This is a genomic window from Ketobacter alkanivorans (assembly GCF_002863865.1).
GTDB classification, from domain to species: Bacteria; Pseudomonadota; Gammaproteobacteria; order Pseudomonadales; family Ketobacteraceae; genus Ketobacter; species Ketobacter alkanivorans.
Genome location: NZ_CP022684.1, coordinates 4,656,735 through 4,682,204, shown reverse-complemented (window position 1 = coordinate 4,682,204; position 25,470 = coordinate 4,656,735). Strand labels below are relative to the sequence as shown.

Below are 25,470 nucleotides of genomic sequence, written 5' to 3'. Positions count from 1 at the left end.
GAATACTCCGGGAAAATTCGATTATTGGTATACCCTTGTGACCGTGGCGACGCCGTTACAGGAGTCCGGCCTGCTTCATGGCGTCCCGCAATGGCTGGTGATACTGCTCGGAGAAAGGCGTCATTGGCAGACGAATCCCTTCTTCTATCAAGCCCATCTGCTGTAATGCCCACTTCACAGGAATCGGGTTGGCTTCCAGAAACAGGTTGTTGTGCAAGCCCATCAAAGGCTCATTAATCGCCTCTGCCTTGCTTCGATCACCGGCCATGGCAGCCGCACACAATTCAGACATCGCTTTGGGCGCAACGTTCGCCGTGACAGAAATATTCCCTTTGGCCCCCAGCAGCATCAGCTCCATGGCAGTGGCATCATCGCCGGAATACAGCAAAAAGTCGGAATCACACAGATCCAGAATCTCTTTACCGCGATCCAGTTTGCCAGTGGCCTCTTTGATGGCAACAACATTGGGGTGAACACTGATCCGCTGCACCGTGGCGGGCAGCATGTCACAGACCGTACGGCCAGGAACATTGTAAAGTATCTGTGGTATCTCTACCGCATCAGCGATGGCCATGTGATGCCGATACAGGCCTTCCTGAGTGGGCTTGTTGTAATAAGGCGCCACCAACAGGCAGGCATCCGCTCCGGCATTTTTAGCCGCCACAGTCAGTTCGATGGCCTCACGGGTACAGTTCGCGCCGGTACCGGCAATCACAGGGATGCGTCCGGCGGAGCGCTCGACCGTGAATTTGATTACCGCGCAATGCTCATTCACGTCCAGGGTGGCAGATTCGCCGGTGGTACCCACCGCAACAATCCCATTAGTGCCCTGCTCAATGTGCATGTCGATCAATGTGGCCAACGCGTCCCAGTGAATGCTGCCGTCAGCATGCATTGGGGTGACGAGTGCAACCAGGCTACCGGTAATCATGTGCTGCTTTATCTCCACCTAAATTTTGCAAACCGGTATGGTACTGACGCGTGTAGACAATAACAAGCACATAGAGTCTGAGGGGCCCAAAAACTCTGGGCTGGCGGCGCATTTGTGGCACTTGCCATTATTTGTAGCATTTTCAGCTAGTTGTTCCTAAATACCGATGCTAAACTCAAAAGCAGCTTTTAAACGGTTAAGAATGCTGCGTATTTTGTGAATCGAACCGATTTTGCGCGCATTTTGACCATTCAGGACGAAACGATGCAAGAATTCCTGGTTATTTCTGCCATTGGAGAAGACAAGTCCGGCATCATCAACGGACTTTCCCATGCCGCTAGCGAAAACGGCTGCAACATCCTCGACACCCGCATGACTGTGCTGGGTGGCGAATTCGCCATGATCATGATGATCAGCGGCCAGGCTGAGCAGATCGCCCAAGCAGAACTCATCATTCCGCAGGTTGCAGACTCTTTCGGCCTCACCACTATTCTGAAACGCACCCGCCCCCGCCAGGAAGCCGACGCATCGCTTCCTTATTACATATCCGTCGTATCACTGGATCATCCGGGCATCGTGCGTGAAATAGCAGGCTTCTTCAGCCAGCGCGAAATCAACATCGAAGAAATGGAAACCGGCACCTACGCCGCTGCGCACACCGGCAGCCCAATGTTCTCACTGGACATTGCCGTCAAAGTGCCGGCAAAAGAGGCTATCGCACCGTTAAAAGAGGCGTTCATTGCCTTTTGCGATGAACGCAACCTGGATGCCACCATTGAACCGCGCCGATAACCTGCGCACTTAAGGCATGCAGACCGACAACAAAAACCATAACAGGGCTTAGGAGGAGTCAATGGCAACCGTAGAACTCGACAAACCGGTTCCGGATTTCGCAGCACAGGCAACCAGCCAGAAAGATATCGTGCTGTCTAAACTGAAGGGCTGGAAGATCGTGTTGTATTTCTATCCGAAAGACAGCACGCCAGGCTGCACCACTGAAGGCTTGGACTTCCGAGACTATTACGACGATTTCCTCAAAGCGAAAACGCTGATTTTTGGCATCTCGAAAGATATTCTCAAATCACATGAACAGTTCAAGGCTCAATACCAGTTCCCCTTCGAACTGATATCCGATACCGACGCCTATTTGTGTCAGATGTTCGATGTCATCCAGCCATTGAACATGTATGGCAAGCAGATCCAAGGCGTTGAGCGCAGCACGTTTCTGATCGACTCCAACGGCATCCTCAGAAAGGAATGGCGCAAGGTTCGAGTTAACGGTCACGTTGAAGAAGTACTGGAAGCGGCCGAAGCGATCGACTGATCCCCTCGGCCAGTTCTGACTCGGCCAGTTCTACTACAGAACTCCGGATTCCTGATTGACTGGCTTTGACGATAAATCAGGAACCGGCTCCCTGGGCCAGGATGAGAACACCGCTTTTACCAGGGTCGCCAATGGAATGGCAAAAAACACCCCCCACAACCCCCAAAAACCACCGAACACCAAGACTGCAGTAATAATGGATACAGGATGCAGGTTCACCGCCTCGGAGAACAGCACAGGCACCAAAACATTGCCGTCCAGCGCCTGAATCACCCCATAGACCACCATCACCCACATAAACTCAGGGCCCCAGCCAAACTGGAAATAAGCCGCAACCGCAACCGGCACGGTCACAACGGTAGCACCAATATAAGGCACCACCACACTCAGCCCCACCAGCAGCCCCAGCAGCGCCGCATAGTTCACCCCCAAAATCACGAAGGCAATATACGTGACGCCACCGGTAATGATGATCTCCATCGCTTTACCACGCACATAGTTGGAGATCTGGGTGTCCATTTCGGTCATAACCCGGGTGATAAACGGGCGATCCGTTGGCAGCAAATCAACAATCGAGGCGATCAAACGATCCTTATCCTTCAAAAAGAAGAACACCAACAACGGCACCAACACCAGAAAGATCAACAGCCCCATCAGGTTGGGAATGTTGGACAGCGAGAACGTCACCACCGATTCACCAACGTTCTTTAACGTGGACGTGGTCATTGCGCTGATTTCCTTAACCCATTGCTCCGACACTAAATCGGGGTAGCGCTGGGGCAGCATATTGAGAAAGGCATTGGCCTCCGTCAGGATACGGGGCACCTGCTCATTCAGAAAGCGCACCAACTGCCCCCAGGTCAGGGGCACCAACACAAACAGAAACGCGATCTGGGAGGTAAGAAAAAGCATGTAGGTGATGATCAGCGCCAGCATGCGAGGCACTCTGCGCTTCACCATGTAGTTCACCAACCCCTGCAACAGGTAGGCCAGCACAACGGCGGTCAGAACAGGTGCCAATACCGACCCCATGGTAACCACAACGGTTAACCCTGCGGTCAGCAGCAGAATCAGAACCACTGCCTCCTTATTGGAGAAATACTCACGATACCAATCACTGAAAATCTGAAACATAGGACGTTGCGCTATACCTGCTAAACCCGTTTTTCTATTATGAACAGGTATTCGTTATCCTGCTCGCTCTGCTCATGAATAATGTGCCCAACCATGGCGGTGAATGCCGCAAAATCACGTAACGAACCCGGATCGGTGGTCTTCACTTCGATCCACTGCCCAATCTGCATACAGTTAAGCTGCTGCTTTAACTTCAGTAAAGGCATAGGACAGCTCAAACCACGAGCATCCAGCTCAATTTTGGACGGAATTTCAGACATCAAAAAAGAACCCATTATCAAGTCGACATCACTATATACAACCACCGTAAAGATTGATACTGCACCCCTCCTAAGCAAATGATAATTTTGACTTTGTGGCAGTAAATGCCATCTGCTACCCTGCACAATAAGACACAGCTAGACAGAAAACTTTATCTAGCGGGAAGTGTCCAACTGAACAACCCTACAGGAAAGCAGTACACCCTTGATGATATTGACGCGCTACATCCGCAAACTCACCGCCAGCACAATGATCCTTGTGTGGCTGATGAGCGCAGCGCTGCCATCCTTTGCCAATCCGCTGCCAAACCTGGGAGACGCCAGCTCCGCCCTTGTCAGCCATGAGCAGGAATATCGGCTTGGCCGCGCCTGGCTGCGCCAATTACGCTCCCAGGCCCCCATCATTCACGACCCGCTGATCTTCGACTACCTCTACAACCTGGTCTATAAACTGGCGTCTGCCAGCGACATCGAGCAACCGGACATTGAGATGGTGGTGATCAACAGCGCCGCCATCAATGCTTTTGCTGTACCCGGCGGCGTCATGGGACTGAACGGCGGGCTGCTGTTGAGCGCTCGCACCGAAGACGAAGTAGCAGGCGTAGTAGCACACGAACTTGCCCACTTGAGCCAGCGCCATTTTGCGCGCGGCCTTGAGCGTTCACAGCAGAATTCATGGGTGGGATTGGCCGCCCTGCTCGCCAGTATCGCCATCGCCGCCACCGCTGGCGGTGAAGCCGGCATGGCCGCCCTGGCCACGACTCAGGCCGCCAGCATCGACTCCCAACTACGCTTCAGCCGAGCCAACGAGCAAGAGGCTGATCGCATCGGTATGCAAACACTGGTTCGCGCTGGCATGAACCCGGAAGCCATGGCGGACTTCTTCGAATCCCTGCAGCGCAGCATGCGTTACTACGGCGAGCTGCCTCCCGAGTTTCTGCTCACCCACCCGGTGACCGAGTCGCGAATCACCGATGCACGCTCCCGCGCCGCTCAATTTCCAGCCAAACCCAGTAGTGATTCCCTGGAATTCCATCTCATGAAAATGCGCATGGATGTGGAGTTCGCCCGAGACGCCAGCGCCAAAATCAACGACCTGGAACAACAAAAGCAGGATGCCAGCGCGTTTCTGGAAATTAATGAATACGGTCTGAGCTGCGCATACCTCAAAACCAACCAACTGGACAAAGCACTGGCCTCCATCGATCAACTACTGGCCAAGCGCCCCAACCGCATCACCTACCTTGCCTCCAAGGCAGAAATACTGAACAAGGCCGGCCGCTATCAAGAAGCCATCAGCCTGATGGAAAAAGCACTGGATTACTCCCCCGGGAACTACCCTCTCAGCGTCCACTATGCGGATGCCCTCACGCTCAATGGCAAGACCGCCAAAGCCATTACCGTTCTGCGCGAACAACTGACCGAACGGGAAACTCAACCGCTGTTGTGGTTCATGATGGCAGAAGCACACGGCAAGGCAGGCAATCGATTGGGGGTGTATCAGGCCAAAGGGGAGTATTTCTTTCTTTACGGGCACACACAAAAGGCCATTGAGCAACTGGAATACGCGCTCCCACTGGCCAGAGACGACTTTAAAGTAACCGCCCGCATCAGTGATCGCATCAGTGATATGCAACGCTCCATGCGGGACATGGAGCTTTAACTTAGCCTGCAGCCTTGCCTGCCTTGAGCTGCTCAGCAAACGCCAGCATACGATTCAGCGGAACCATCGCCTGCTCAATCAGAGCGGCATCCACGTGAACCTCATTACTGTGCTGCTGCAACTCCAGCGCCAAGCTATCCAGCGCATTCATTGCCATCCACGGGCAATGGGCACAGGATCGACAGGTAGCGCCATTACCGCCGGTGGGCGCCTCCAAAAAACGCTTATGAGGGGCCATCTGCTGCATCTTGTAGAAGATGCCGCGATCGGTCGCGACGATAAAGACATCATTCGGCATATTCTTGGCGGCATTAATCAGCTGCGACGTTGAACCCACCGCATCCGCCAGCTTCACCACCGCTTCCGGCGATTCCGGGTGCACCAGCACGGCTGCATCAGGGTGCACTTTCTTTAGATCCTCAATGCCCTTGGCTTTGAACTCATCATGCACAATACAGGCGCTGTCCCACAGCAGCACATCGGCGCCCGTTTCCCGCTGCACGTAGGCTCCCAGATGCTTATCTGGAGCCCAGATAATCTTTTTACCTTGATTGTGCAGGTGCTCCACCAGCTCCAGCGCAATACTGGAGGTGACCACCCAATCGGCACGCGCCTTAACCGCTGCCGAGGTATTGGCGTACACCACCACCTCCCGCTCAGGGTGCTGATCACAAAATGCAGAAAACTCATCAACCGGACAGCCCAGATCCAAGGAGCATGTAGCCTCCAAAGTGGGCATCAGCACGGTCTTTTCGGGGCTGAGAATTTTGGCGGTCTCCCCCATGAATTTAACCCCGGCCACAATCAAAGTCTGGGCGGGGTGATCCTTGCCAAAACGGGCCATCTCCAGGGAGTCAGACACACAGCCACCGGTTTCTTCCGCCAGGGACTGGATCTCTGGATCAGTGTAGTAATGGGCCACCAGAACCGCGTTCTGCTCTTTCAGCAGCGCTTTGATCTGCTCACGGTATTCCACTTTCTCGGCATCAGACAAATGCGACTGCAGATGACTGCCGTCCAAATGATCTCTTACGAAATCTGAAACGGATGTATTCATTGGATTCGTCCTCCGGAAAGCGCCTTACTTGTTCTGATATGCAGATCAGCAAACACCTAACAAATCTAGGTGGAAGCGTAAAAATCAACGAATAATAGCACAATTAGGTAACGCAATAGATTGGCTTAATAAACGTTCTACCTGGAAGATATGGGGGCACGTCTGACACATGCAATCCACCTGCATTCATAAACCCAAGCGCCGAAACGAAAAAAGCCGCTTTGCGTGAACAAAGCGGCTTTTCGGTAATGGTGGGTCGTGCTGGATTCGAACCAGCGACCAATTGGTTAAAAGCCAACTGCTCTACCAACTGAGCTAACGACCCGTCAACGGATGCGTATATTACTGATTAGAAATTAAATCACAAGGCTTTTTTTCAATTTTATGGCCTTGATTTTCATGGCCTTTTTTGCTCCCAGCCAGTCCGTTCAGAAAACTGACCAAATCACCCGCCCAATAATTCGACAGGAGTTTTTTTAATTCAAAGACTTAACAATAGCGTGTCGGATCTGCAACCCCTGCCTGCCGAAACCCTTCCTGCCGCAGTCGACAGCTGTCACACTTGCCACATGCACGACCTTCTGCGTCTGCCTGATAGCATGAGACCGTTAAGCCGTAATCCACGCCCAACGCTATACCTTTGTGAATAATCTGCGATTTGGAAAGGTGCAACAGAGGTGCCTGAATGCTAATAGGGTTGCCCTCCACTCCGCGCTTTGTTGCCAGTGCTGCCAAACGTTCAAACGCCTCAATGAATTCAGGGCGACAATCGGGGTAACCTGAATAATCCACGGCGTTGACACCGATAAAAATGGCATCGGCATCCAACACCTCAGCCCACCCCAGCGCCAGCGACAAAAACACCGTGTTACGGGCTGGCACATAGGTCACCGGGATACCTTCGGTGGGGGATTCCGGCACATCAATCGCTTTATCCGTCAGTGCAGAACCACCGATATCACCCATATTGATGTGAATGGTCTTAAGCTCTTTGGCCCCGAGTGCATTAACCACCCGTTCGGCTGCCTGCAGCTCGGAATCGTGACGCTGGCCATATTCAAAACTGATGGCGTAACATTCATAACCCTGGCTGCGGGCGATGGCCAGACAGGTGGCGGAGTCCAAACCGCCGGATAACAAGACTAAGGCTATTTTCTTATCTGAAGTATGCTCTGCCATATCAATGCCCCGGCTCATCAGCCCACAACAATTTATGCAACTGCAGCTGGAATCGCACCGGCAGGCGATCCTCAACAATCCAATCAGCCAGCTCTGAAGGGCGAATCTGATTGAAACTGGGGGAAAACAACACGTCGCCCACCCGTTCCGCCAACTGCAGCTCATCCAGCTTTAAACGGGCCCACTGATAATCCTGTCGACTACAGATCACAAACTTGATCTGATCATCGGGCTTCAAATGAGGGATATTAGCCATAAGATTACGGTGAGATTCGCCTGAATCTGGCGTTTTCAGATCCATTACCACGCTGACACGGGGGTCTACGCCGGCAATATCCAACGCCCCGCTGGTCTCAAGGGATACCTGATAACCCGCGTCGCACAATGCAGTAAGCAATTGCTGGCAATTGGGTTGAGCCAGAGGCTCGCCACCGGTAACCGTGATATAGCGCGGCTGATAAGAAGCCACCTCTGCGAGGATTTGGTCTATTGAGCGCATTTCTCCACCGGAGAAAGCATAGGCCGTGTCACAGTACTGGCAACGCAACGGACAACCCGTCAGGCGCACAAACACCGTGGGCAGCCCGATGGTACGGGCCTCACCCTGCAGCGAATAGAATATTTCGGTAATGCGTAGTTGTGTCACACCCTACCCCGATCATACAAAACGGGCAATATTAACCCAAGGCTGACACGGTTTACAGGGCTTACAGGGTTTTAAGCAGATCCTTCGCCAGTTTTGCAGCTGACTTGTCTGGATATTGCCTGACCAACTCATTAAGGGTGCTTTTGGCTTTGGTGGTTTCACCTTTGCCAGCATAAAGCTTGCCGAGCTTATACATGCCGTCTGGCACTTTGACGTGGTCGGGATGATTGGCCAGCAAATTGATGAAATGCCGTTTGGCCAGATCCAGATCCACCGGATCGGAGACCATATAGAGCTCACCTAACCAATATTCACTATAGGGTGCATACAAGCCCGATGGCGACTGCTGCAATAACTGCTGCAATACGGCGATGGCTTCTGCGTACTTACCACCCTTGCGCAAATCACTGGCGCGCTCATACAGCGCTTTATCATCACCTTTGGCCACAGTGGGAGCAGCAACCCCGGCAGATGGCTTGGCTGCCGCACCTGACTGCATCTGATTGATGCGCATGTCCAGATCCAGATAGCGCTCGCGCTCCTGCTTCTGCATGATATCAACTTGATGCTTTAACTCTTCCACCATACCGCGCAGCTCCAGCATCTCCTGCTGCATCTGCTGGATCTGGGATAAAGTATCCCAACTCGGAGAGCCTGTCCCGGTAGCCGATGGTGTGCTGTTATCAACAGCAGGGCTGTACGAAAAGCTCGTATCAGTTCCGGAGTACCCAGAATATTGACCTGAACCGCTATCAACCGGTGCTTGTGCAGGCACAGAGGATGATGTGGATTTAGTCTTAGGCAGGGGTTCGTAGGGAGGAACGGCCGCCGCAGAAGCGGCAGCCGTTGATATAGCAAGAACCAGTAACGTTCGAAGCATCAATTAAGGAGCTTCAGACGTGTAGTTCAGTTCAGAACGACGGTTTTGAGACCAAGAGCCTTCGGCATGACCCAGAGCGATTGGACGCTCTTCACCGTAGCTGATGATTTCCAGCTGGGAAGCAGATGCACCGTTTGCAGCCAGGAAGCTGGCAGCAGCCTTGGCACGACGCTCACCCAGAGCCATGTTGTACTCACGAGTGCCACGCTCATCAGCATGACCTTCTACACGTACACGGGCACCTGGATTTTGGGACAGGTACTGAGCGTGCGCCTGCAGAGTTGCAATTGCGTCAGGACGGATATTGGCCTTATCGAAATCAAAGTAAACAACTCGATTCTGCAACGCAGGATCGGTTTGTTCCTGAGCACCGTAATCACCACCTTGAACCTCATTATCGGTTGCTGAGTATTCAGGTGCTGGCGCAGGTGCTGGTTCAGTTGTGTCTTCAGGGGTAGAGCTACAGGCAGAAATCGCAACAGCAGCAATCAGAGCAAAAAAGGCATTACGGTTTAACATGGACATATTTAACTCCTAAGAGTGGAAACTCCTGGCAGATATTAGTGGTTCGTTTAAAGTTTTTAAACAGGCTTGCAACATTTTTTTTACATAAATGGCGACCAAGCAGGTTCTCGCACATCCCCGATCCGTGAAGGCAGCTTCACTTTCACTCTGCCATCCAACGAAACGGCGGCCAAAACCCCTCGATTCTTATCCATAGTGGCGTAGATGATCATGCTAGCATTTGGTGCAATACTGGGAGATTCATCGAGATCCGTTTCCGTCAGCACGTTGAAGGTTCCCCGAACCAAATCTTTCACTGCAATGTGAAAGATCCCATTCGAACGGTGCACCATTGCCAGGAATCGTCCATCAGGAGTCAGCGCCGGGCGCGCATTATAGTTGCCATCGAATGTTAAGCGTTCAACCTTTCCCGAATCAAGATATTGTCGATATATTTGTGGGGAACCGCCTCTTTCTGAGGTAAAAATGAGACTTCGTCCATCTGGCGCCCAAGTTGGCTCCGTGTCAATAGCGTAATGGTTAGTAATTCGCTTAAGTTTTCCGGTACGAAGCTCCATGGTGTAGATCTCGGGATTGCCATCTTTTGAGAGCACCATTGCCATACTGCGGCCGTCGGGAGAAAAACGGGGAGCACCATTCAAACCACTGAAACCGGTTATTTTCTGTTCCTGGCGAGTTTTGGTATCCATGATATAAATCGCCGGACGCGTACTTTTGAACGACACATAGGTTACATGCCGACCATTCGGCGCCCAACTGGGAGACAGGATCGGTTCACTGGACTCCATCAATATCTGATCGTTATAACCATCTACATCAGAGATATAAAGCCGATAGCGCTGAGTGCGTTTGCCGGTGGTGTTGAGGTATTCCATGGTGACGTACACCATTCTGGTGGAAAAGGCTCCACGAATACCCGTCAGCTCCTGATAGAGCACATCGCTGATATGGTGGGCCATGGCACGCAAGTCGGTGCCGGTGGCAAACCACCTGTTCACCGTGCGCTGCTGATACACATCAAAAAGCTGATAGTCGATACGGTACTTGCCGTCATTGGTGCCACTCATACGGCCAATCACCAGGTATTCAGCGCCATTGGTCTTGGATTGCCAATCACGAAAAAAGACTTGGTTCTCTTGGGAGGGAAAACTCAACATTTTTGAGCGTTCCAACGGTGCAAACTGACCAGAACGGTGCAAATCGGCAGACACGATGTAGGCCACATCTTCTTTCAGTCGAGGCCCGCTCCACGCAAAGGGTACAATTGCGATGGAAGTGGCATCGGTGATGCCCTCGGTGATTTCGATAATCAGCTCAGCACGAGCACTCGCCGAAAACAGCGTCAGCCAGCACAAAACGACCATTATATATTTCATAACTTCTCTCTTGATTGCCTTGCGGCGCGGTTAAAAACGTAGATCTCCAGGCTTGAACCGCATCTTAAAATTGCGGAAATGCCTATCAAATAAAATCGGATCAGGCGGAACGCTGAAACGCCCCGCTCGCTGTACGGCCTGCACAGCTGAGCTATCAAATGCACCACTGCCGCTGGACTTGGCAATGGTAACATTTTTCACTTCTCCACCTGGCAACAGGCTGATATCCAGAGTAACGACCATATCGTTACGGGCGCTGGGTGGCCTTGCCCAATAGCGCTTCATGGTCTGCTGGATGATGGCCTTATACTGCAGAATTTCATCAAGCTGCTGCGCGGTTTCGCTACCGGTTACGCCCTGTACCGGTTCCACCTCATCATCTTTCAGCGCCTCCATCTCCTGCTTCAACAGATCGCTAAACGCACTGGACGGCTTGGGGCTTTCTGCCGGTTTGGCAGCTGGCTTAGGCGCCGGTGCTGGTTTCGGCTTGGGTTTTGGCGTTGGCTTGGGAACCGGCTTGGGTTTCGGCTTCTCTTGTGGTTTTGGCTTAGGTTTGGGTTTGACCGCAGGCTTGGGCGCAGGTTTCGGCGCTGCCTTGGGTTTATCGGGCTTGGGCTTCTCCACTACCACAGCGGTCACATGCTGGGGCAACGGTTTCAGCTCGATCACTTCTGCACTGTCAGGCCAATTAAAAAACAACAGCGCCACCACCAGCACATGCACCAGTATGGCCTTAATAAGCGAGGCAAGATCAAGAGCGGGGAAGGACAAGGGCTACTCCCCTGATCCGCTTTCGGTGACCAACCCTACATCATTCACCCCAGCCTGCTGCAGGGCGATCATCATGCGCATCACCAAGCCATAGGCTACCCGCTCATCTCCTTCCATAAGCACAGGAGTATCGGGTTTGGCCTGCTTCAGGGCCGCTACCGATTTTACAATGTCCGGTAGCGCTTTGGGGGTTTGCTTGTCATCGGCACTGCTGACGAAGTACTGACCATTGTGATCCACCGAAACGATGACATATTGCTGATCTTTGGGCAGCACCAGGGGTTCGGCGTTGGCATCCGGCAAGTCCACTTTCACGCCCGAGGTCATCATGGGTGCGGTGATCATGAACACCACCAGCAACACCAGCATGACGTCAATGTAGGGTACGACGTTGATTTCAGAAAGAGGTTTACGTCTTACTGTGGTTCGTTTCTGCGACATAGAGTTCTACCGCCCTCAGGCTTTGGCCTCTGCTTCGCTGGCGTGGGCTTTACGGTGCAGGATGCTGGAAAACTCATCCATGAACGTTTCATAGTTATGTAACAGGTGATCAACAACCGATGAAAACCGGTTGTAGCTGATAACGGCCGGGATGGCGGCAAACAACCCGATTGCAGTGGCTATCAGCGCTTCGGCAATGCCCGGTGCCACCACCGATAACGTCGCCTGCGTTTGATTGGCCAACGCCAAAAAGGAATGCATGATGCCCCAAACAGTACCGAACAGTCCGATATAGGGGCTGGTGGAACCGACAGTCGCCAGGAACGACAGATGAAGCTCGAGCTTTTCCTGCTCACGCAGCAACGCTACGCGCATGGCACGCTCAGTTCCCTCCATGACGGCTTCGGCTTCGCTGCCACCACCTTTGCGTAAGCGCGCAAACTCCTTAAAACCGGCGCGAAAGATATTCTCCTCACCGCTGAAATGATTGGGCTCGGTGTTCACTTGCACGAACAGGCGGCTAAGATCCATGCCCGACCAGAAGCGCTCTTCAAAGTTTTGCAGTGCCTTGGTGGTTTTGGACAAGACTGTCTGACGCTGCCAGATCATGTACCAGGAAATCATGGACAGGGTGAACAGGATTAGCATGACCAACTGCACGACGATTGAAGCGTTGATGATCAGGCTGACAACGGACATTGATTCCACGAGCGGTGCTCTCCTATTCAGGCCGTAACGGCGGCAAATTGTTGTTGCAATTGTTCAGGTATGGGTGCGGGTTTGAGCTTGTCGGCATCCACACAGGCGACTTTTATTTTCGCTTCACACATTAACTCTTCCCCTCTGCGTACCTGCTGCGCGAAGAGAATATAGGTGCGGGCAATTTTTTCAACATGGGCGGTGATGATTAACTCGTCATCAGCCTGGGCTGGTTTCCGGTATTGAGCCTCAAGGCTGTGTACCACAAACTGCAACCGCTTGCTGTATAGCTCACTGAACTCGGAGCCCAGGCTGCGCAATAACTCGGTACGAGCGCGCTCCATAAATTTCAGGTAATTGACGTAGTACACAATACCACCGGCGTCGGTGTCTTCCAAATAGACCCGAATGCGGATGAAAAATTCACTCATTACTGAAAAGATCCGACGTCGGTGATGAGCTTTCCCGGGGCGGGTTAAGACCAAAATGCTGATAGGCCGTACGAGTGGCCACGCGGCCGCGGGGTGTACGCATCATAAAGCCCTGCTGAATAAGGTAGGGTTCGATTACGTCTTCCAGGGTTCCCGATTCCTCGCTGATGGCTGCAGCCAGACTTTCAAGCCCAACCGGGCCGCCATCGAATTTTTCCATAATGGTCAGTAACAGGCGGCGATCCATGGTATCAAAGCCGTGAGAATCCACCTTAAGCATATCCAGAGCCCGCGACGCCACATCAACAGTCACATGGCCATCACCTTTCACCTCTGCAAAATCACGCACCCGGCGCAACAGACGGTTGGCTATCCGAGGCGTGCCACGACTGCGTTTAGCCACCTCAACGGCACCAGCAGGCTCCATCTCGACTCCTAATATATGGGCGGAACGAGTAACAATGCGGGACAGCTCCTCAACCGAATAGAATTCGAGCCGCTGCACGATGCCAAAACGATCCCGCAGCGGTGATGTCAGCAGCCCGGCTCGGGTAGTAGCACCCACCAGGGTAAACGGCGGCAAATCGATTTTAATGGATCGGGCCGCTGGGCCTTCACCAATCATGATGTCCAACTGATAGTCTTCCATCGCCGGGTAGAGGATCTCTTCTACCATCGGGCTCAGGCGGTGGATTTCATCCACAAACAGAACATCACCCTCCTCCAAATTGGTAAGCAGCGCGGCCAAATCACCGGCTTTTTCCAGTACCGGACCAGAGGTGCTCTTCAGACTGCCGCCCATCTCATTGGCGATAATGTTAGCCAATGTGGTTTTACCCAAACCGGGCGGGCCAAAGATCAGGGTGTGATCCAGCGCCTCACTGCGCCCCCGAGCGGCAGAAATAAAGATATCCATCTGCTCACGCACGGCTTCCTGCCCAGTGTAATCAGCCAGGGTTGTGGGCCGTATGGCACGGTCGTGGGCGTCTTCTTTATTGGTCTGTGGTGATATTAAACGATCAGATTCGATCATAATGGCTTCGTTTTGGTGTTATTCAGTTAACCATGCGCTTGAGCGCCTGACGGATGATTTCCTCGCTTTTCAGGCCTTCTCCATCAATGGCGGCAATGGCTTTGGCGGCCTCGGTAGGCTTGTAGCCCAACGCAATCAAAGCGCTTTCTGCGTCGTTAATTTCTGCCCGTGCGCTGCGCTGCTGATTGGCCACCGGAGTTAGCTCAGGCTGCGGCTCCCAGTGATTGAAGGCCTTTACTCGATCCTGCATTTCGATCACAAGGCGCTCGGCTGTCTTCTTGCCAACGCCGGGCAATTTTACCAGAGTATTGGTGTCATGATCCTGAACACAGCGCACGAATTCTGCTCCTTCCATGCCGGAAAGGATAGCCAGCGCCATTTTTGGGCCGACTCCGTTTACCTTAATCAGCAATCGAAACAGTTCGCGCTCATCCTTGTCAAAGAAGCCGTATAAAAGCTGGGCGTCTTCCCGCACGACAAAATGCGTGTGCAGAATTACTTCTTTCCCCACCTCGGGAATGCGGTAAAAAGTGGTCATTGGGGCTTCTACTTCGTAGCCCACTCCCCCCACGTCCACCAGCAGCACCGGTGCCTGCTTCTCAATGATGATGCCTTTTATTCTTCCTATCATAGTTCTTCAGTCAGTCTCTTCAGCGCCGCAAACGGCCTCTTCGCACTTTTCTGGCACCCGCCATGCGAATCATACCCTGAGTCATGTGAGTGTGACAGATGGCAACCCCGAGCGCGTCAGCTGCATCCGCCTGGGGTGCGCGCTCCAGCCCGAGCAATCGGCAAATCATGGACTGCACCTGTACCTTTTCGGCGGCACCGGTGCCCACGACAGATTGCTTCACCTGGCGAGCTGAATATTCAAACACAGGAACACGGTTAAACGTGCAGGCCACGATTGCGGCACCGCGGGCCTGACCCAGTTTGAGGGCGGAGTCGGCATTGCGCGCCATAAACACCTGCTCAATACCCACTTCCTGAGGGCAATGCAGGTGAATCACCTCATTAATACCACGGTAAATAATATCCAGTTTTTCACTGAGATTCTCGGCCGCGACGGTTCGAATGCAGCCGCTGTCGATGTAGGTAAGCTTGGAGCCTTCTGCGGCGATAACACCGTATCCAGTCACTCTGGAGCCCGGATCAATGCCCAGCACAATGGCCATGGAGATGGAGTTCCCACGTTTCGATTATTGTGGGTTAGTCTAGCAGTACTGGCAGGCTAGTCGACCTTAATTTCTACTAATTTCATAAGTTTAGAAAAAAAGGCGGCACCGGGGGTGGGTGCCGCCCAGGGGGGTTACGCCTCTGTTTCCGGCGTTTTCTCGCGAGCACCCACGAGTCCGATAAATCCAATAGCGAAAATGAAGAATAATCCGTGATCTGACATGATCTGCAGATACTGATCTGACAGCAGCACCATAAATACGGTTGCCGCCAAGCTGGCTATCAAAGCTAGTATGAGCATATTTACAGCGTTCATGTTGACCTCCTCTTCGGCTTTCTCGCGAAGTTATAGGGTGCCCGCGATTAGGTTCAGTGTACTAAGGGTGCCTAGAAAGGGTTATGAAATAGTACCAACAGGTTTGTTGGATACTGCAGGATGTTTAACGCAAAACAACCATGATTGCGGACTTATGAATCCATCTGCTCCATCAGCTCTTGCGTGAAGTTGGCGTTGGTAAATACATTCTGCACATCATCCAGCTCTTCCAACATGTCAATCATTTTAAGAACGGTAGTGGCGGTCTCCACATCCATATCCACCTGGACCGAGGCCGCCATGTTAAGTTCTGCACTGGCCGATTGAAGACCAGCGGCATCCAGAGCCGATTTAACCTTACCCAGGTCTTCCCAGGCGGTTATGACTTCAATGCTGCCATCGGTATGGGAAACCACGTCTTCGGCACCCGCCTCCAATGCAGCCTCCATGATGGCGTCTTCATCTGCGCCAGGATCGAAGCCAATCTCTCCCCGCTTGCTGAACAGATAGGCCACTGAGCCATCCGTACCTAAATTGCCACCGTGCTTACTGAAGGCGTGACGCACCTCACCGGCCGTTCGATTGCGGTTATCGGTCATGGTTTCCACAATCACTGCCACACCGCCAACGCCATAACCTTCATAGGTCAGCTCGTCCAACTGGGTGCCATCCTCACCACCAGCACCGCGTTTAATGGCGCGCTCGATGGTGTCCTTGGTCATGTTGGCTGCGAGGGCTTTATCCATCGCCAGGCGCAGACGGGGGTTATCCTCAGGCGCCCCTCCTGCGCGGGCCGCAATCGTAATTTCGCGAATCAAGCGGGTGAATATTTTACCCCGCTTGGCATCCTGAGCCGCTTTTCGGTGCTTTATATTGGCCCATTTGCTGTGACCGGCCATTTACTGCTCCTTTTTCTACACTATTCTGTCACGGTGTTACTTTTCATCCGCCTGGCGAATGCGGATACCTACTTCCCGCAGCTGCTTGGGATCAACGGTGGACGGTGCTGCCGTCATCACGCAGGCTGCTGTTTGGGTTTTAGGGAACGCAATCACGTCACGAATAGAGCTGGCACCGGTCATCAACATGATCAAGCGATCCAGACCGAATGCCAAACCGCCGTGCGGAGGGCAACCGAACTTCAAGGCATCCAGCAGGAAGCCAAACTTGTCATTGGCTTCTTCATCCCCGATATTAAGGGCGCGGAACACGGTACGCTGCATATCTGGATCGTGAATACGAATAGAACCGCCGCCCAACTCTGTGCCATTGAGCACCATGTCGTATGCGCGGGACAGCGCAGCACCGGGATCCTTTTCCAGCATTGCAGGATCACAGGAAGGTGCGGTGAAAGGATGGTGGATGGCATTCCAGCGACCAGTGTCATCCTGCTCGAACATGGGGAAATCCACGACCCACAGTGGTGCCCATTCGCCTTCTACAAGGTTCAAATCGTGACCCAGCTTGATACGCAGAGCACCTATGGACTCGTTCACGGTAGTTGCTTTGCCTGCGCCAAAGAAAATAATGTCACCATCCTGGGCACCCAGGCGTTCCATCATTTCCATAACTACGTTGGTCATGTTCTTCACGATGGGTGACTGCAGGCCCTCTATGCCCTTGGCCAGCTCGTTCACCTTGATCCAGGCCAAGCCTTTCGCACCGTAAATGCCAACATACTTGGTGTAATCGTCGATCTCTTTGCGGCTCAATTTGGCGCCACCGGGCACCCGCAGCGCACAGACGCGGCCTTTAGGGTCGGTCGCCGGGCCTGAGAATACTTTGAATTCCACTTGGGCCATCAGATCATTGACGTCCACCAACTCCAGTGGAATACGCAGATCGGGCTTGTCGCTCCCAAAGCGGGACATGGCTTCAGAATATGGCATGCGCGGAAACTCGGGCAGTTCAATACCCATCATGTCCTTGAACAGGCCACGAATCATGTTTTCTGCGATGCCCATAATGTCCTCTTCGTTGATAAAAGAGGCTTCAATATCAATCTGAGTGAACTCGGGCTGGCGATCCGCCCGCAGATCTTCATCACGAAAGCATTTGGCAATCTGATAATATCGATCCATACCAGACACCATCAGCAACTGCTTGAACAGCTGTGGCGACTGGGGCAGCGCAAAGAAACTGCCGGGGTGGGTGCGGCTTGGCACCAGATAGTCGCGGGCGCCTTCTGGCGTGGCTTTCGTCAGAATCGGGGTTTCCACATCAAGAAAGCCCTCTGCATCCAGATAATTACGGATCGCCGTGGTCACTTTGGAACGAAACGCCAGTCGATTCTGAATTTCCGGGCGACGCAGATCCATGTAGCGGTATTTGAGGCGCACGTCCTCGCCTACATTAGTATGCTCATCCAACTGGAAAGGCGGGGTTTCAGATGCATTCAGAACTTCCAGCTCTTTTCCCAGCACCTCGATCATGCCAGTAGGCATTTCCGGATTGGTGGTGCCTTCCGGACGGTTGCGCACACGGCCGGTCAAACGGATGACAAACTCACTACGCACACGGTCGGCATTGGCAAAGGCTTCTTCCGTGTCCGGGTCTACCACTACCTGAGCAATACCCTCACGATCACGCAGATCCAGAAAAATAACGCCACCATGATCGCGGCGGCGGTGAACCCAACCACAGAGCGTTACGGTTTGGTCAATGTGAGATTCGTTAAGATGGCCACAGTAATGGCTTCGCATAGCTTTAATACCTGTCTATTCGTCTGAATGTGTTTTCAATCTTTAACTGGCTGCAGGCTTATCGGCCTTAGGGGCAGAAGCACCGCTATCCTGATTTACCAGATTCTTTTTCTTTCCTGTCTTGAAGTCAGTCTCGTACCAGCCGCCGCCAGAAAGACGGAACCCCGCTGCAGAAATACGCTTCTTGAGCGTACTTTCCTTGCACTCAGGGCAGTCGGTGAGGGCTGCATCGCTCATTTTCTGTATCGCTTCCAGCTCATGACCACAGGATTGGCACTGATATTCATAAATCGGCATGACTAAACACCTCAATCAAAAGCCTATAACTCTTTGTTTTACATAATCATTCGGACAGTTTAAGCGTGTAAGCCCAGCACCATCCGCAAAAAGGGGCCACATTATAGCGGGTTGCCGACGATTTGGCAGCACTCCTCAATTGGTTCAGTGCCTATACTGAAATAAATACCCGCAGGGAGAGACGACATGAGCACCCAGATGAGAGACGACGAGTTCCAGCGCGATCTGATGCAAGACTTCTTTATGGACTTTCAGGAAGCCCATCAGCATTGTGAGAACACGCTTATCGATCTGGAGCATGAGCCTGACAACAACGCCCTCCTCAATGACCTGTTTCGATCCGTACACACTATTAAAGGCAACCTGATTTACGTGGGGCTGCGCGATCTGTCTCCTTTACTGCAGAGTGTGGAAGATATTCTGGACGCCATCCGACAGGGACATCTGCGCTACGACACCTACCTCAGCGACGTCATTCTGATGGCAATGGATACTACCGACAAACTGGTGGTAACCCGCATGGAAAAGAACGAGCCTCCTCTTAATGAGCTAGAGATGAATCGGCTCTGCGATCTGATCAGTAAAATTGCTGCCAGTGATGAAAGTGAACGCCTCGACGTGATCCGCGGCGCCTTGCAAATCATGGCACCGGACACCATAAACCTGAGCCGAAAACCCTTACCCCAAGGCGGCGAAAAAACCTTGCTGGCCCAACCCAGCGGCGAAGCCATATTGAAACAATACGGGGTAACCCTGAACGACGATATGATCTTCTTCAGCCAACTGAGCGAACCGCTGGAGCAACGCTCGCAATATTGGCAAGGCAGAACAGCCCGCATGCTGCAATTGACCCTGGCCATGAATCGCCATGCTGGTGAGCCTGTAGACCCATCTCAGATGGCAGCTGCTGCGTATATGCACGACATTGCCATGGCATTCCTACCTTTGGACATCTTGCACAAATCATCGCCACTGAACGCTGAAGAAATGTCCCTGCTGCGCTCCCACACACAGCAAGCGTTCACCCTGATCTCAGCCATGAAACGCTGGGATCAGGCCAGCTATATTGTACTGGAGCACCACGAACGAGAAGACGGCAAAGGCTATCCCGCCGGACTCACCGGACAACATATTTGCCCGGGTGCGAAAATACTGTCTATCGTCGATGCGTTTGATGCGCGCACTCACGAGCGCGCTTACAGCACAAATATGAAGCGTCCGTTTGTACGTGCCATACTGGAAATCAACCGTTGTGCAGGCACTCATTTTGACCCAAATTGGGTGGGCGTTTTTAACGAAGTGGCCAGATCACTGCAGCAACAACGATAAAAAAGACGATTTTTTGCGTTAGACCCTATAAAAACCGGCAAAAAGTGCGCTTAATTACTTGCTAGTCCGAATTTTAGGATCAATAATTATGCGCGACAGCTGGAACTGTTGCTGCAATCGTAATGCCCGGTAGCCTACCCGCCGCCGCTCGATACAACATCAGGACTTGCCATAACTAAAAACCAAAGGAAGCAACCATGCCTGCAAAGAAAAAAGCTCCTGTAAAAAAAGCCGCCGCAAAAAAAGCACCTGCTGCCAAGAAAGCCCCAGCCAAAAAAGTAGCTGCTAAAAAAGCGGCTCCTGCAGCGCCTAAAAAGATCGTGGCAGCCAAAGAAGCCATGACCAAAACCCAGATCCTGAACACCATTGCTGAAAATACCGAACTGAACCGCAAGCAAGTTCAGTCTGTGCTGGACGAACTGGGTGATCTGATCGAATCTCATGTTAAGCCACGCGCTATCGGCAACTTCACCATTCCAGGCCTGATGAAAATCATGGTAACCCGCAAGCCAGCCACCAAGGCTCGCAAAGGGATCAACCCTTTCACAGGTGAAGAGACTACCTTTAAAGCCAAGCCAGCTCGCAACGTTATCAAGGTTCGCCCCTTGAAAAAGCTGAAAGATATGGCTGAGAAGTAAGAAAACAAAGGGGCGCAAGCCCCTTTTTCTTTACCTGACAACCAAGCAAGGCACTCTCCTTGACGAACCAGGGCCTGACTAGCTGCCCTCTGAATTCGGCCCCTCTGCCAAAAACCGCTCTATAACTGCAGCCTTTATTGTTATGCACAGCAACAAGCCTTAAAATCGGGGCCAGTTTCGCTTCATTTATCGAAAGGTTGAGAATTCCCCTGATGAAAACCACCCAATACCTGCTCGCAACCCTGCGGGAAACACCGGCAGACGCCGAAGTAATCAGCCATCAGCTGATGTTACGTGCCGGCATGATCCGCAAACTGGCCTCCGGCCTGTATACCTGGCTACCTTTAGGCTTGCGTGTATTGCAGAAAGTGGAACGCATCATCCGCGAGGAAATGAACAAGTCCGGTGCCATGGAGGTGTTAATGCCCGTGGTACAACCTGCCGAACTTTGGCAAGAGTCACAGCGCATAGAAGCCTATGGACCCGAGCTGCTGCGTTTTCAGGATCGTCACGATCGGGAATTTGTGCTTGGCCCAACCCACGAGGAAGTCATCACTGATCTGGTGCGCAACAACATTCACAGCTACAAGCAGCTGCCATGCAACTTTTATCAGATCCAAACCAAATTCCGGGATGAAATTCGCCCCCGTTTCGGCATCATGCGCTCACGTGAGTTCATCATGAAGGACGCCTACTCTTTCCATGCCGATGAAGAATCACTGCAACAAACCTATAATGTGATGTACGAAACCTATAGCAATATCTTCACCCGCCTGGGACTGAATTTTCGCCCGGTGCTGGCGGACACTGGCAGCATCGGTGGCAACAGCTCTCACGAATTCCACGTGCTGGCCGATTCCGGCGAAGATGACATAGCATTCAGCGACACCAGCGACTATGCCGCCAACGTGGAAATGGCCGAAGCACTGCAGATCGGCACCAGCCGACCATCTCCATCGGCTGAATGCACCAAGATCTCGACTCCTGATCAACACAGCATCGAAGAAGTGTCTTCGTTCTTGAAGGTGGCTGCCGACCAGATCGTGAAAACCCTGATCGTACATGGCAGCGGTGATGCAGCCGACACCCGCCTGGTGGCGCTGGTATTAAGAGGCGACAAAGAGCTGAACGACATCAAAGCGGAGAAACACCCTTTGGTGGCAGCCCCACTGACTTTTGCCAGCGATGAAGAAGTGGAACAAGCCATAGGCTGCAAGCCTGGCTCCATCGGCCCATTAAACCTGAAGATTCCGGTGATCGCCGACCGCAGTGTCGTCAACATGGCGGACTTTGTCTGCGGTGCCAACCAAGACGGCTTCCATCTGACAGGAGCCAACTGGGATCGCGACGCCAAGTACAATGACGTTGCTGATCTGCGCAATGTGGTGGAAGGTGATCCCAGCCCCTGCGGCAATGGCACACTGAGCATCAAGCGCGGCATTGAAGTTGGCCACATCTTCCAACTGGGCACCAAATACAGTGAAGCCCTGAAGGCAACCGTGCTGGATGAAGGCGGCAAGAACCATGTCATGCCCATGGGGTGCTATGGTATCGGCGTAACCCGTGTAGTGGCCTCTGCCATCGAACAAAATTACGACCAATACGGCATTCTGTGGCCAGAAGCCATCGCTCCGTTCCAGCTGGCCATCGTGCCATTGAATGGCCATAAATCCCCCGGTGTTCAGGAAGCGGCTGAAACCCTCTACCAAGCTTTCTTGGAGCTGGGAATAGAAGTGCTGCTGGATGACCGCAAAGAGCGCCCGGGCGTGAAATTCTCCGACATTGAACTGATCGGTATCCCACACCGGATCGTCATCAGCGATCGAGGGTTGGAAGAAGGCGCTTTCGAGTACAAGCATCGCCGTGAAAATGACAAGGTAAGCGTCCCCGCCGCAGAGGTGACTCAGTTCATACAGTCACGTATTGGTGGTTGCTGAACACAGAAAGCAGCTAAAATAAGAGCATGAACAAAGTGTCGCGTCTTCTAATTCGATTCGTTTTTACGGCAGCCATCCTGGTGGTGCCTGCGCTCGGCTTGGCCTCGGCCACCGAGCGGCCGGATGAGGAGACGCGCCTGCTGTTAAAGGACACCATCGAAAAAGCCAACAGTTTCAAGGATCGCTTCGAAGCTGAAGTGTGGCTGGTAGACATGGATAAACGTCTGTCCCGCTACGTAGAAGACCCGGAAGAAAGGCTCAAGATTCTGCATCTGGTTCACACGGAATCCTATCGTTTTGAATTGAAGCCTGAAATGGTGTTGGCCGTGATGCACGTGGAAAGCCTGTTTGATCGCTACGCCGTTTCGCGGGTGGGAGCTCAGGGGCTGATGCAGGTGATGCCTTTCTGGAAAGAAGAAATCGGTACCAACAACGACAACCTCACCGACGTTGCCACCAACATCCGCTACGGCTGTGCGATTCTGAAAACCTATCTGAAACGCGAGCAAGGCAACATGATGAGAGCGCTGGCTCGATACAATGGCAGCGTAGGCAAGACCTGGTATCCGGAACGAGTATTTAACGCCTGGGAACGGTACTGGTTTGTAAAATACTAGCTTGAAACCACCACCTGATTCCGACCACCCTCCTTCGCTTTGTACAGAGCGTCATCGGCTTTCGCAATCATTTCTTCAGCATCTTTCAAACCCGGAACAAAACCCACCACGCCGATACTGGCAGACATACCGATGGTGGTTTTTTCAAATGGCACCTTAAAACCCTCAATGGATTTACGCAGTCGTTCCGCCACTACAAAAGCACCCTCAGCATCCGTATCCGGCAGGATGATGCCAAATTCCTCTCCACCGTAGCGACCGGCCACATCCGATTCGCGCAGTGATTGACGCACCAGTTCAGCAACCGCCACCAGCACTGCGTCTCCACCCAAATGCCCATAGGTGTCGTTGGTGGATTTAAAATGATCTAAGTCAAACAGCAGTAAGCTCATGGGGTGCTGGTAACGCCCGGCACGGCTAAATTCCTCTACCAGGCGCGACTGCCAGTGCGCCCTGTTGTATAGCTGGGTCAAACCATCCACCCGGCTCGCCACTTCGAGTTTTTTCATGGCTGCCTTATGCATGGTGTGATAAATAGCAGTATCTGTCGCGTCAAACAGCAGCACGCAGACGCTTTCCACTTCACCATCCGGTGTCTTGATGGGCATCAGGGTGATGTCCTGACACATGAACTCCATACCGCTGGTTACCGGGCGATTATGATGAAACGGAAACAAATGAGAGCGTTGCTCCCAGGAGGTGAAGGCAAAGTTTTTCAACATGAAGACGCTGTTCACTTTACGGGCAAACCAGCGTTCAGGGAGACTAGGGAATGTCTTGAAAATATTTTGACCGATCACGCTCTCGGCAGAGACACCGCTGTTGGAGGCCATAAAGCTATTCCACAGCTGCACTTCATGATCTTTATTCAGTATAAATACGCCGATGTTGACGCGATCAACAATGAATTCCAGCAACTCCTTTGACGCATCAAAACTGACCAAATTACAAGTCTTCCAGTAAACGATCCAGCGCTTGTTTCACCACTTGGATTGACTCGCCCGGCATCAGCAGAAACATGGTGCAACTGAAGGAGCGATCTTCAAGGGTATAAGATATCTCAACCAAAAGTGCGTGATCCCAGCTCGCCTGCTCATGTTCCAGCAATTGGGAGATGGGCAAATGCTGCCCCATGATCGCAGGTGGCGAGAACCCAAGCTCTGCCTCGATCTGCTCACCAACACCATTCAGGCAGGCACCATTCAGGATGTTGGTCACATCCATCAATAATTCATTTTCACTTTCAACGGTCAGGTCTTCGTCGTAAGCCAACAAATCCGCCAGTTCTTTAAAAGAGCTGTCAGTGAACACGACAATGGCTTCACCGCGAATACCGGTTCCGGTGTCCAGCTGATAAAACCCTTGGCTGACGCCGGAAACCGGCACCGAAGCACCGCCCACCATCTTTTCCAATTCAGGGTTCAATTCGTCACGCGCCACCAGACGAATCCGAGGCACCGAGAGGTGTATAAATACTTCAAGAAACCGAGCCAGGGAATCGCCCGCCTGCCCCATGGCCACATTGACCACTTCCTGCAGACAGTCCCGTTGATCTTCTGTAAGTGCTAGTGAATCATTCATATCAGACCATATTTCCTCAGCACGTCCTGAAGCTTCTTGCCATCCACTGGTTTCTTGATGAAATCGAGGGCACCCAAACCCATCACCCGCTCCCGGGCTTCTGGCTGAATGTCAGCGGAAATCACGATAATGATGCACTTGTGACCTTCTTCTTTGACGCATTTAAGAACACCGTAACCATCAAGCTCAGGCATGGTGAGATCCAGAAATACCATCTCACCCTTACCGGCACGGATCGCCTCCATGCCTTCTGCGCCATTGGTGGTCATGGTGACCTCTACATCCCAATCTTCTGGTAACGAGCGTTTGACCTGCTTACGGGCCATTGCCGAATCGTCGCAAATTAACAGCGGTATGGACATGGTGCTCCTTCTATTTCTGCCCATGGATCTCTATATGTTTATCTTCAGTATAGACGGTTTCACGATCCCGCAACGGTAGCATTGCAATTGACAAACAAAACTACGTTAGTCTGTTTAGAAACAAAAAAAGCCCGCACATCTGCGGGCTTTCCTATCAAACCAAAA

General features: G+C 52.4%; 30 protein-coding genes and 1 tRNA gene. 7 read left to right on the top strand and 24 right to left on the bottom strand.

Going from position 1 to position 25,470, the window contains the following annotated elements:
- Positions 1 to 55: 55 nt before the first annotated feature.
- Positions 56 to 931 carry a 4-hydroxy-tetrahydrodipicolinate synthase gene (gene dapA, locus Kalk_RS20055; protein ID WP_101895949.1) on the bottom strand — a complete coding sequence of 292 codons (876 nt, stop codon included), beginning with the start codon at positions 929 to 931 and terminating at the stop codon, positions 56 to 58.
- A gap of 216 nt (positions 932 to 1,147) precedes the next feature.
- Here dapA and Kalk_RS20050 point away from each other — a divergent pair, with 216 nt between their 5' ends.
- Entirely contained in the window at positions 1,148 to 1,723 is a 576-nt protein-coding gene (locus tag Kalk_RS20050; protein WP_233716738.1) for a glycine cleavage system protein R, read from the top strand.
- A gap of 61 nt (positions 1,724 to 1,784) precedes the next feature.
- Positions 1,785 to 2,255, top strand: a complete 471-nt coding sequence (locus tag Kalk_RS20045; protein WP_101895948.1) for a peroxiredoxin — start codon at positions 1,785 to 1,787, stop codon at positions 2,253 to 2,255.
- 33 nt (positions 2,256 to 2,288) lie between these two features.
- Here the strand turns inward: Kalk_RS20045 and Kalk_RS20040 are convergent, their stop codons facing one another.
- Together Kalk_RS20040 and Kalk_RS20035 are read right to left on the bottom strand one after the other, a co-directional pair.
- Positions 2,289 to 3,389 carry an AI-2E family transporter gene (locus Kalk_RS20040; RefSeq protein WP_101895947.1) on the bottom strand — a complete coding sequence of 367 codons (1,101 nt, stop codon included), beginning with the start codon at positions 3,387 to 3,389 and terminating at the stop codon, positions 2,289 to 2,291.
- A gap of 20 nt (positions 3,390 to 3,409) precedes the next feature.
- A complete protein-coding gene (locus tag Kalk_RS20035) occupies positions 3,410 to 3,649 on the bottom strand; it encodes a sulfurtransferase TusA family protein (protein ID WP_101896413.1) in 240 nt (79 codons plus the stop codon).
- Positions 3,650 to 3,857: 208 nt separating this feature from the next.
- On the opposite strand from Kalk_RS20035, the gene Kalk_RS20030 reads away from it, so the two are divergent.
- The gene (locus Kalk_RS20030) at positions 3,858 to 5,312 is read left to right on the top strand and encodes a M48 family metalloprotease (protein WP_101895946.1); all 1,455 of its coding nucleotides are present in this window, start codon (positions 3,858 to 3,860) and stop codon (positions 5,310 to 5,312) included.
- 1 nt (position 5,313) lies between these two features.
- Here Kalk_RS20030 and nadA read toward each other — a convergent pair whose 3' ends face one another.
- The 18 genes from nadA to Kalk_RS19935 form a co-directional block, all read right to left on the bottom strand.
- The gene (gene nadA, locus Kalk_RS20025) at positions 5,314 to 6,369 is read right to left on the bottom strand and encodes a quinolinate synthase NadA (protein ID WP_101895945.1); all 1,056 of its coding nucleotides are present in this window, start codon (positions 6,367 to 6,369) and stop codon (positions 5,314 to 5,316) included.
- A 249-nt stretch (positions 6,370 to 6,618) separates the two neighbouring features.
- Positions 6,619 to 6,694: transfer RNA gene (locus Kalk_RS20020), tRNA-Lys, on the bottom strand.
- A 164-nt stretch (positions 6,695 to 6,858) separates the two neighbouring features.
- Positions 6,859 to 7,548, bottom strand: a complete 690-nt coding sequence (gene queC, locus Kalk_RS20015) for a 7-cyano-7-deazaguanine synthase QueC (protein ID WP_101895944.1) — start codon at positions 7,546 to 7,548, stop codon at positions 6,859 to 6,861.
- Between the two features lies 1 nt (position 7,549).
- The gene (queE, locus tag Kalk_RS20010; RefSeq protein WP_101895943.1) at positions 7,550 to 8,194 is read right to left on the bottom strand and encodes a 7-carboxy-7-deazaguanine synthase QueE; all 645 of its coding nucleotides are present in this window, start codon (positions 8,192 to 8,194) and stop codon (positions 7,550 to 7,552) included.
- Positions 8,195 to 8,255: 61 nt separating this feature from the next.
- Entirely contained in the window at positions 8,256 to 9,074 is an 819-nt protein-coding gene (ybgF, locus tag Kalk_RS20005) for a tol-pal system protein YbgF (protein ID WP_101895942.1), read from the bottom strand.
- Positions 9,075 to 9,077: 3 nt separating this feature from the next.
- Entirely contained in the window at positions 9,078 to 9,599 is a 522-nt protein-coding gene (gene pal, locus Kalk_RS20000) for a peptidoglycan-associated lipoprotein Pal (protein ID WP_101895941.1), read from the bottom strand.
- Between the two features lie 80 nt (positions 9,600 to 9,679).
- Positions 9,680 to 10,975 (bottom strand): Tol-Pal system beta propeller repeat protein TolB, encoded by a 1,296-nt coding sequence (gene tolB / locus Kalk_RS19995; protein WP_101895940.1) that lies wholly within the window; start codon positions 10,973 to 10,975, stop codon positions 9,680 to 9,682.
- A gap of 30 nt (positions 10,976 to 11,005) precedes the next feature.
- Complete coding sequence (gene tolA / locus Kalk_RS21285) at positions 11,006 to 11,746, bottom strand: cell envelope integrity protein TolA (RefSeq protein ID WP_158643611.1); 741 nt, start codon at positions 11,744 to 11,746, stop codon at positions 11,006 to 11,008.
- Between the two features lie 3 nt (positions 11,747 to 11,749).
- Positions 11,750 to 12,187 carry a protein TolR gene (gene tolR, locus Kalk_RS19980; RefSeq protein WP_101895937.1) on the bottom strand — a complete coding sequence of 146 codons (438 nt, stop codon included), beginning with the start codon at positions 12,185 to 12,187 and terminating at the stop codon, positions 11,750 to 11,752.
- Between the two features lie 15 nt (positions 12,188 to 12,202).
- Entirely contained in the window at positions 12,203 to 12,886 is a 684-nt protein-coding gene (tolQ, locus tag Kalk_RS19975) for a protein TolQ (RefSeq protein WP_101895936.1), read from the bottom strand.
- A gap of 26 nt (positions 12,887 to 12,912) precedes the next feature.
- Positions 12,913 to 13,317 (bottom strand): tol-pal system-associated acyl-CoA thioesterase, encoded by a 405-nt coding sequence (gene ybgC, locus Kalk_RS19970; protein ID WP_101895935.1) that lies wholly within the window; start codon positions 13,315 to 13,317, stop codon positions 12,913 to 12,915.
- Positions 13,310 to 14,350: a Holliday junction branch migration DNA helicase RuvB gene (ruvB, locus tag Kalk_RS19965; RefSeq protein ID WP_101895934.1), complete on the bottom strand. Its 1,041-nt coding sequence runs from the start codon at positions 14,348 to 14,350 to the stop codon at positions 13,310 to 13,312. The genes ybgC and ruvB overlap by 8 nt, the downstream gene beginning before the upstream one ends.
- A 22-nt stretch (positions 14,351 to 14,372) precedes the next feature.
- Positions 14,373 to 14,981: a Holliday junction branch migration protein RuvA gene (gene ruvA, locus Kalk_RS19960; protein ID WP_101895933.1), complete on the bottom strand. Its 609-nt coding sequence runs from the start codon at positions 14,979 to 14,981 to the stop codon at positions 14,373 to 14,375.
- A gap of 19 nt (positions 14,982 to 15,000) precedes the next feature.
- A complete protein-coding gene (gene ruvC / locus Kalk_RS19955; protein WP_101895932.1) occupies positions 15,001 to 15,525 on the bottom strand; it encodes a crossover junction endodeoxyribonuclease RuvC in 525 nt (174 codons plus the stop codon).
- Positions 15,526 to 15,659: 134 nt separating this feature from the next.
- Entirely contained in the window at positions 15,660 to 15,842 is a 183-nt protein-coding gene (locus Kalk_RS19950) for a hypothetical protein (RefSeq protein WP_101895931.1), read from the bottom strand.
- Positions 15,843 to 15,994: 152 nt separating this feature from the next.
- Positions 15,995 to 16,741: a YebC/PmpR family DNA-binding transcriptional regulator gene (locus Kalk_RS19945; protein WP_101895930.1), complete on the bottom strand. Its 747-nt coding sequence runs from the start codon at positions 16,739 to 16,741 to the stop codon at positions 15,995 to 15,997.
- A gap of 36 nt (positions 16,742 to 16,777) precedes the next feature.
- Complete coding sequence (gene aspS / locus Kalk_RS19940; protein WP_101895929.1) at positions 16,778 to 18,544, bottom strand: aspartate--tRNA ligase; 1,767 nt, start codon at positions 18,542 to 18,544, stop codon at positions 16,778 to 16,780.
- 42 nt (positions 18,545 to 18,586) lie between these two features.
- On the bottom strand, positions 18,587 to 18,841 hold the full coding sequence (locus Kalk_RS19935) for an FmdB family zinc ribbon protein (protein WP_101895928.1): 255 nt from the start codon (positions 18,839 to 18,841) through the stop codon (positions 18,587 to 18,589).
- A gap of 186 nt (positions 18,842 to 19,027) precedes the next feature.
- Here Kalk_RS19935 and Kalk_RS19930 point away from each other — a divergent pair, with 186 nt between their 5' ends.
- The 4 genes from Kalk_RS19930 to Kalk_RS19915 all read left to right on the top strand — a co-directional run bounded on the left by Kalk_RS19930 (position 19,028) and on the right by Kalk_RS19915 (position 23,362).
- Positions 19,028 to 20,170 (top strand): HD domain-containing phosphohydrolase, encoded by a 1,143-nt coding sequence (locus Kalk_RS19930; protein WP_101895927.1) that lies wholly within the window; start codon positions 19,028 to 19,030, stop codon positions 20,168 to 20,170.
- A gap of 197 nt (positions 20,171 to 20,367) precedes the next feature.
- Positions 20,368 to 20,808 (top strand): HU family DNA-binding protein, encoded by a 441-nt coding sequence (locus Kalk_RS19925; RefSeq protein ID WP_101895926.1) that lies wholly within the window; start codon positions 20,368 to 20,370, stop codon positions 20,806 to 20,808.
- A gap of 212 nt (positions 20,809 to 21,020) precedes the next feature.
- On the top strand, positions 21,021 to 22,745 hold the full coding sequence (locus Kalk_RS19920) for a proline--tRNA ligase (protein ID WP_101895925.1): 1,725 nt from the start codon (positions 21,021 to 21,023) through the stop codon (positions 22,743 to 22,745).
- A gap of 35 nt (positions 22,746 to 22,780) precedes the next feature.
- Positions 22,781 to 23,362, top strand: coding sequence for a lytic transglycosylase domain-containing protein (locus tag Kalk_RS19915; protein ID WP_233716736.1), 582 nt, complete (start codon positions 22,781 to 22,783; stop codon positions 23,360 to 23,362).
- Here the strand turns inward: Kalk_RS19915 and Kalk_RS19910 are convergent.
- Genes Kalk_RS19910 through Kalk_RS19900 form a run of 3 tightly spaced genes read right to left on the bottom strand, consistent with a single transcriptional unit; the run spans position 23,359 to position 25,305 of the window.
- Positions 23,359 to 24,306 carry a sensor domain-containing diguanylate cyclase gene (locus Kalk_RS19910; RefSeq protein WP_101895923.1) on the bottom strand — a complete coding sequence of 316 codons (948 nt, stop codon included), beginning with the start codon at positions 24,304 to 24,306 and terminating at the stop codon, positions 23,359 to 23,361. The genes Kalk_RS19915 and Kalk_RS19910 overlap by 4 nt on opposite strands.
- 1 nt (position 24,307) lies before the next feature.
- Positions 24,308 to 24,943, bottom strand: coding sequence for a hypothetical protein (locus Kalk_RS19905; protein WP_101895922.1), 636 nt, complete (start codon positions 24,941 to 24,943; stop codon positions 24,308 to 24,310).
- Positions 24,940 to 25,305: a response regulator gene (locus tag Kalk_RS19900; protein ID WP_101895921.1), complete on the bottom strand. Its 366-nt coding sequence runs from the start codon at positions 25,303 to 25,305 to the stop codon at positions 24,940 to 24,942. The genes Kalk_RS19905 and Kalk_RS19900 overlap by 4 nt, the downstream gene beginning before the upstream one ends.
- Positions 25,306 to 25,470 lie beyond the last annotated feature (165 nt).

Bases quoted from the DNA above. Each gene is read 5' to 3' on its own strand.
- tolR (WP_101895937.1), bottom strand. From the start codon at position 12,187: ATGTCGCAGAAACGAACCACAGTAAGACGTAAACCTCTTTCTGAAATC.
- Kalk_RS19900 (WP_101895921.1), bottom strand. From the start codon at position 25,305: ATGTCCATACCGCTGTTAATTTGCGACGATTCGGCAATGGCCCGTAAG.
- Kalk_RS20045 (WP_101895948.1), top strand. From the start codon at position 1,785: ATGGCAACCGTAGAACTCGACAAACCGGTTCCGGATTTCGCAGCACAG.
- Kalk_RS19950 (WP_101895931.1), bottom strand. From the start codon at position 15,842: ATGAACGCTGTAAATATGCTCATACTAGCTTTGATAGCCAGCTTGGCG.
- tolQ (WP_101895936.1), bottom strand. From the start codon at position 12,886: ATGTCCGTTGTCAGCCTGATCATCAACGCTTCAATCGTCGTGCAGTTG.
- ybgF (WP_101895942.1), bottom strand. From the start codon at position 9,074: ATGCTTCGAACGTTACTGGTTCTTGCTATATCAACGGCTGCCGCTTCT.
- Kalk_RS20030 (WP_101895946.1), top strand. From the start codon at position 3,858: ATGATATTGACGCGCTACATCCGCAAACTCACCGCCAGCACAATGATC.
- dapA (WP_101895949.1), bottom strand. From the start codon at position 931: ATGATTACCGGTAGCCTGGTTGCACTCGTCACCCCAATGCATGCTGAC.
- Kalk_RS19935 (WP_101895928.1), bottom strand. From the start codon at position 18,841: ATGCCGATTTATGAATATCAGTGCCAATCCTGTGGTCATGAGCTGGAA.
- Kalk_RS20035 (WP_101896413.1), bottom strand. From the start codon at position 3,649: ATGTCTGAAATTCCGTCCAAAATTGAGCTGGATGCTCGTGGTTTGAGC.
- Kalk_RS19920 (WP_101895925.1), top strand. From the start codon at position 21,021: ATGAAAACCACCCAATACCTGCTCGCAACCCTGCGGGAAACACCGGCA.
- tolB (WP_101895940.1), bottom strand. From the start codon at position 10,975: ATGAAATATATAATGGTCGTTTTGTGCTGGCTGACGCTGTTTTCGGCG.
- queC (WP_101895944.1), bottom strand. From the start codon at position 7,548: ATGGCAGAGCATACTTCAGATAAGAAAATAGCCTTAGTCTTGTTATCC.
- Kalk_RS19925 (WP_101895926.1), top strand. From the start codon at position 20,368: ATGCCTGCAAAGAAAAAAGCTCCTGTAAAAAAAGCCGCCGCAAAAAAA.
- ruvC (WP_101895932.1), bottom strand. From the start codon at position 15,525: ATGGCCATTGTGCTGGGCATTGATCCGGGCTCCAGAGTGACTGGATAC.
- Kalk_RS19905 (WP_101895922.1), bottom strand. From the start codon at position 24,943: ATGAATGATTCACTAGCACTTACAGAAGATCAACGGGACTGTCTGCAG.
- ruvA (WP_101895933.1), bottom strand. From the start codon at position 14,981: ATGATAGGAAGAATAAAAGGCATCATCATTGAGAAGCAGGCACCGGTG.
- ybgC (WP_101895935.1), bottom strand. From the start codon at position 13,317: ATGAGTGAATTTTTCATCCGCATTCGGGTCTATTTGGAAGACACCGAC.
- nadA (WP_101895945.1), bottom strand. From the start codon at position 6,369: ATGAATACATCCGTTTCAGATTTCGTAAGAGATCATTTGGACGGCAGT.
- aspS (WP_101895929.1), bottom strand. From the start codon at position 18,544: ATGCGAAGCCATTACTGTGGCCATCTTAACGAATCTCACATTGACCAA.
- pal (WP_101895941.1), bottom strand. From the start codon at position 9,599: ATGTCCATGTTAAACCGTAATGCCTTTTTTGCTCTGATTGCTGCTGTT.
- Kalk_RS19945 (WP_101895930.1), bottom strand. From the start codon at position 16,741: ATGGCCGGTCACAGCAAATGGGCCAATATAAAGCACCGAAAAGCGGCT.
- Kalk_RS20040 (WP_101895947.1), bottom strand. From the start codon at position 3,389: ATGTTTCAGATTTTCAGTGATTGGTATCGTGAGTATTTCTCCAATAAG.
- ruvB (WP_101895934.1), bottom strand. From the start codon at position 14,350: ATGATCGAATCTGATCGTTTAATATCACCACAGACCAATAAAGAAGAC.
- Kalk_RS19930 (WP_101895927.1), top strand. From the start codon at position 19,028: ATGAGCACCCAGATGAGAGACGACGAGTTCCAGCGCGATCTGATGCAA.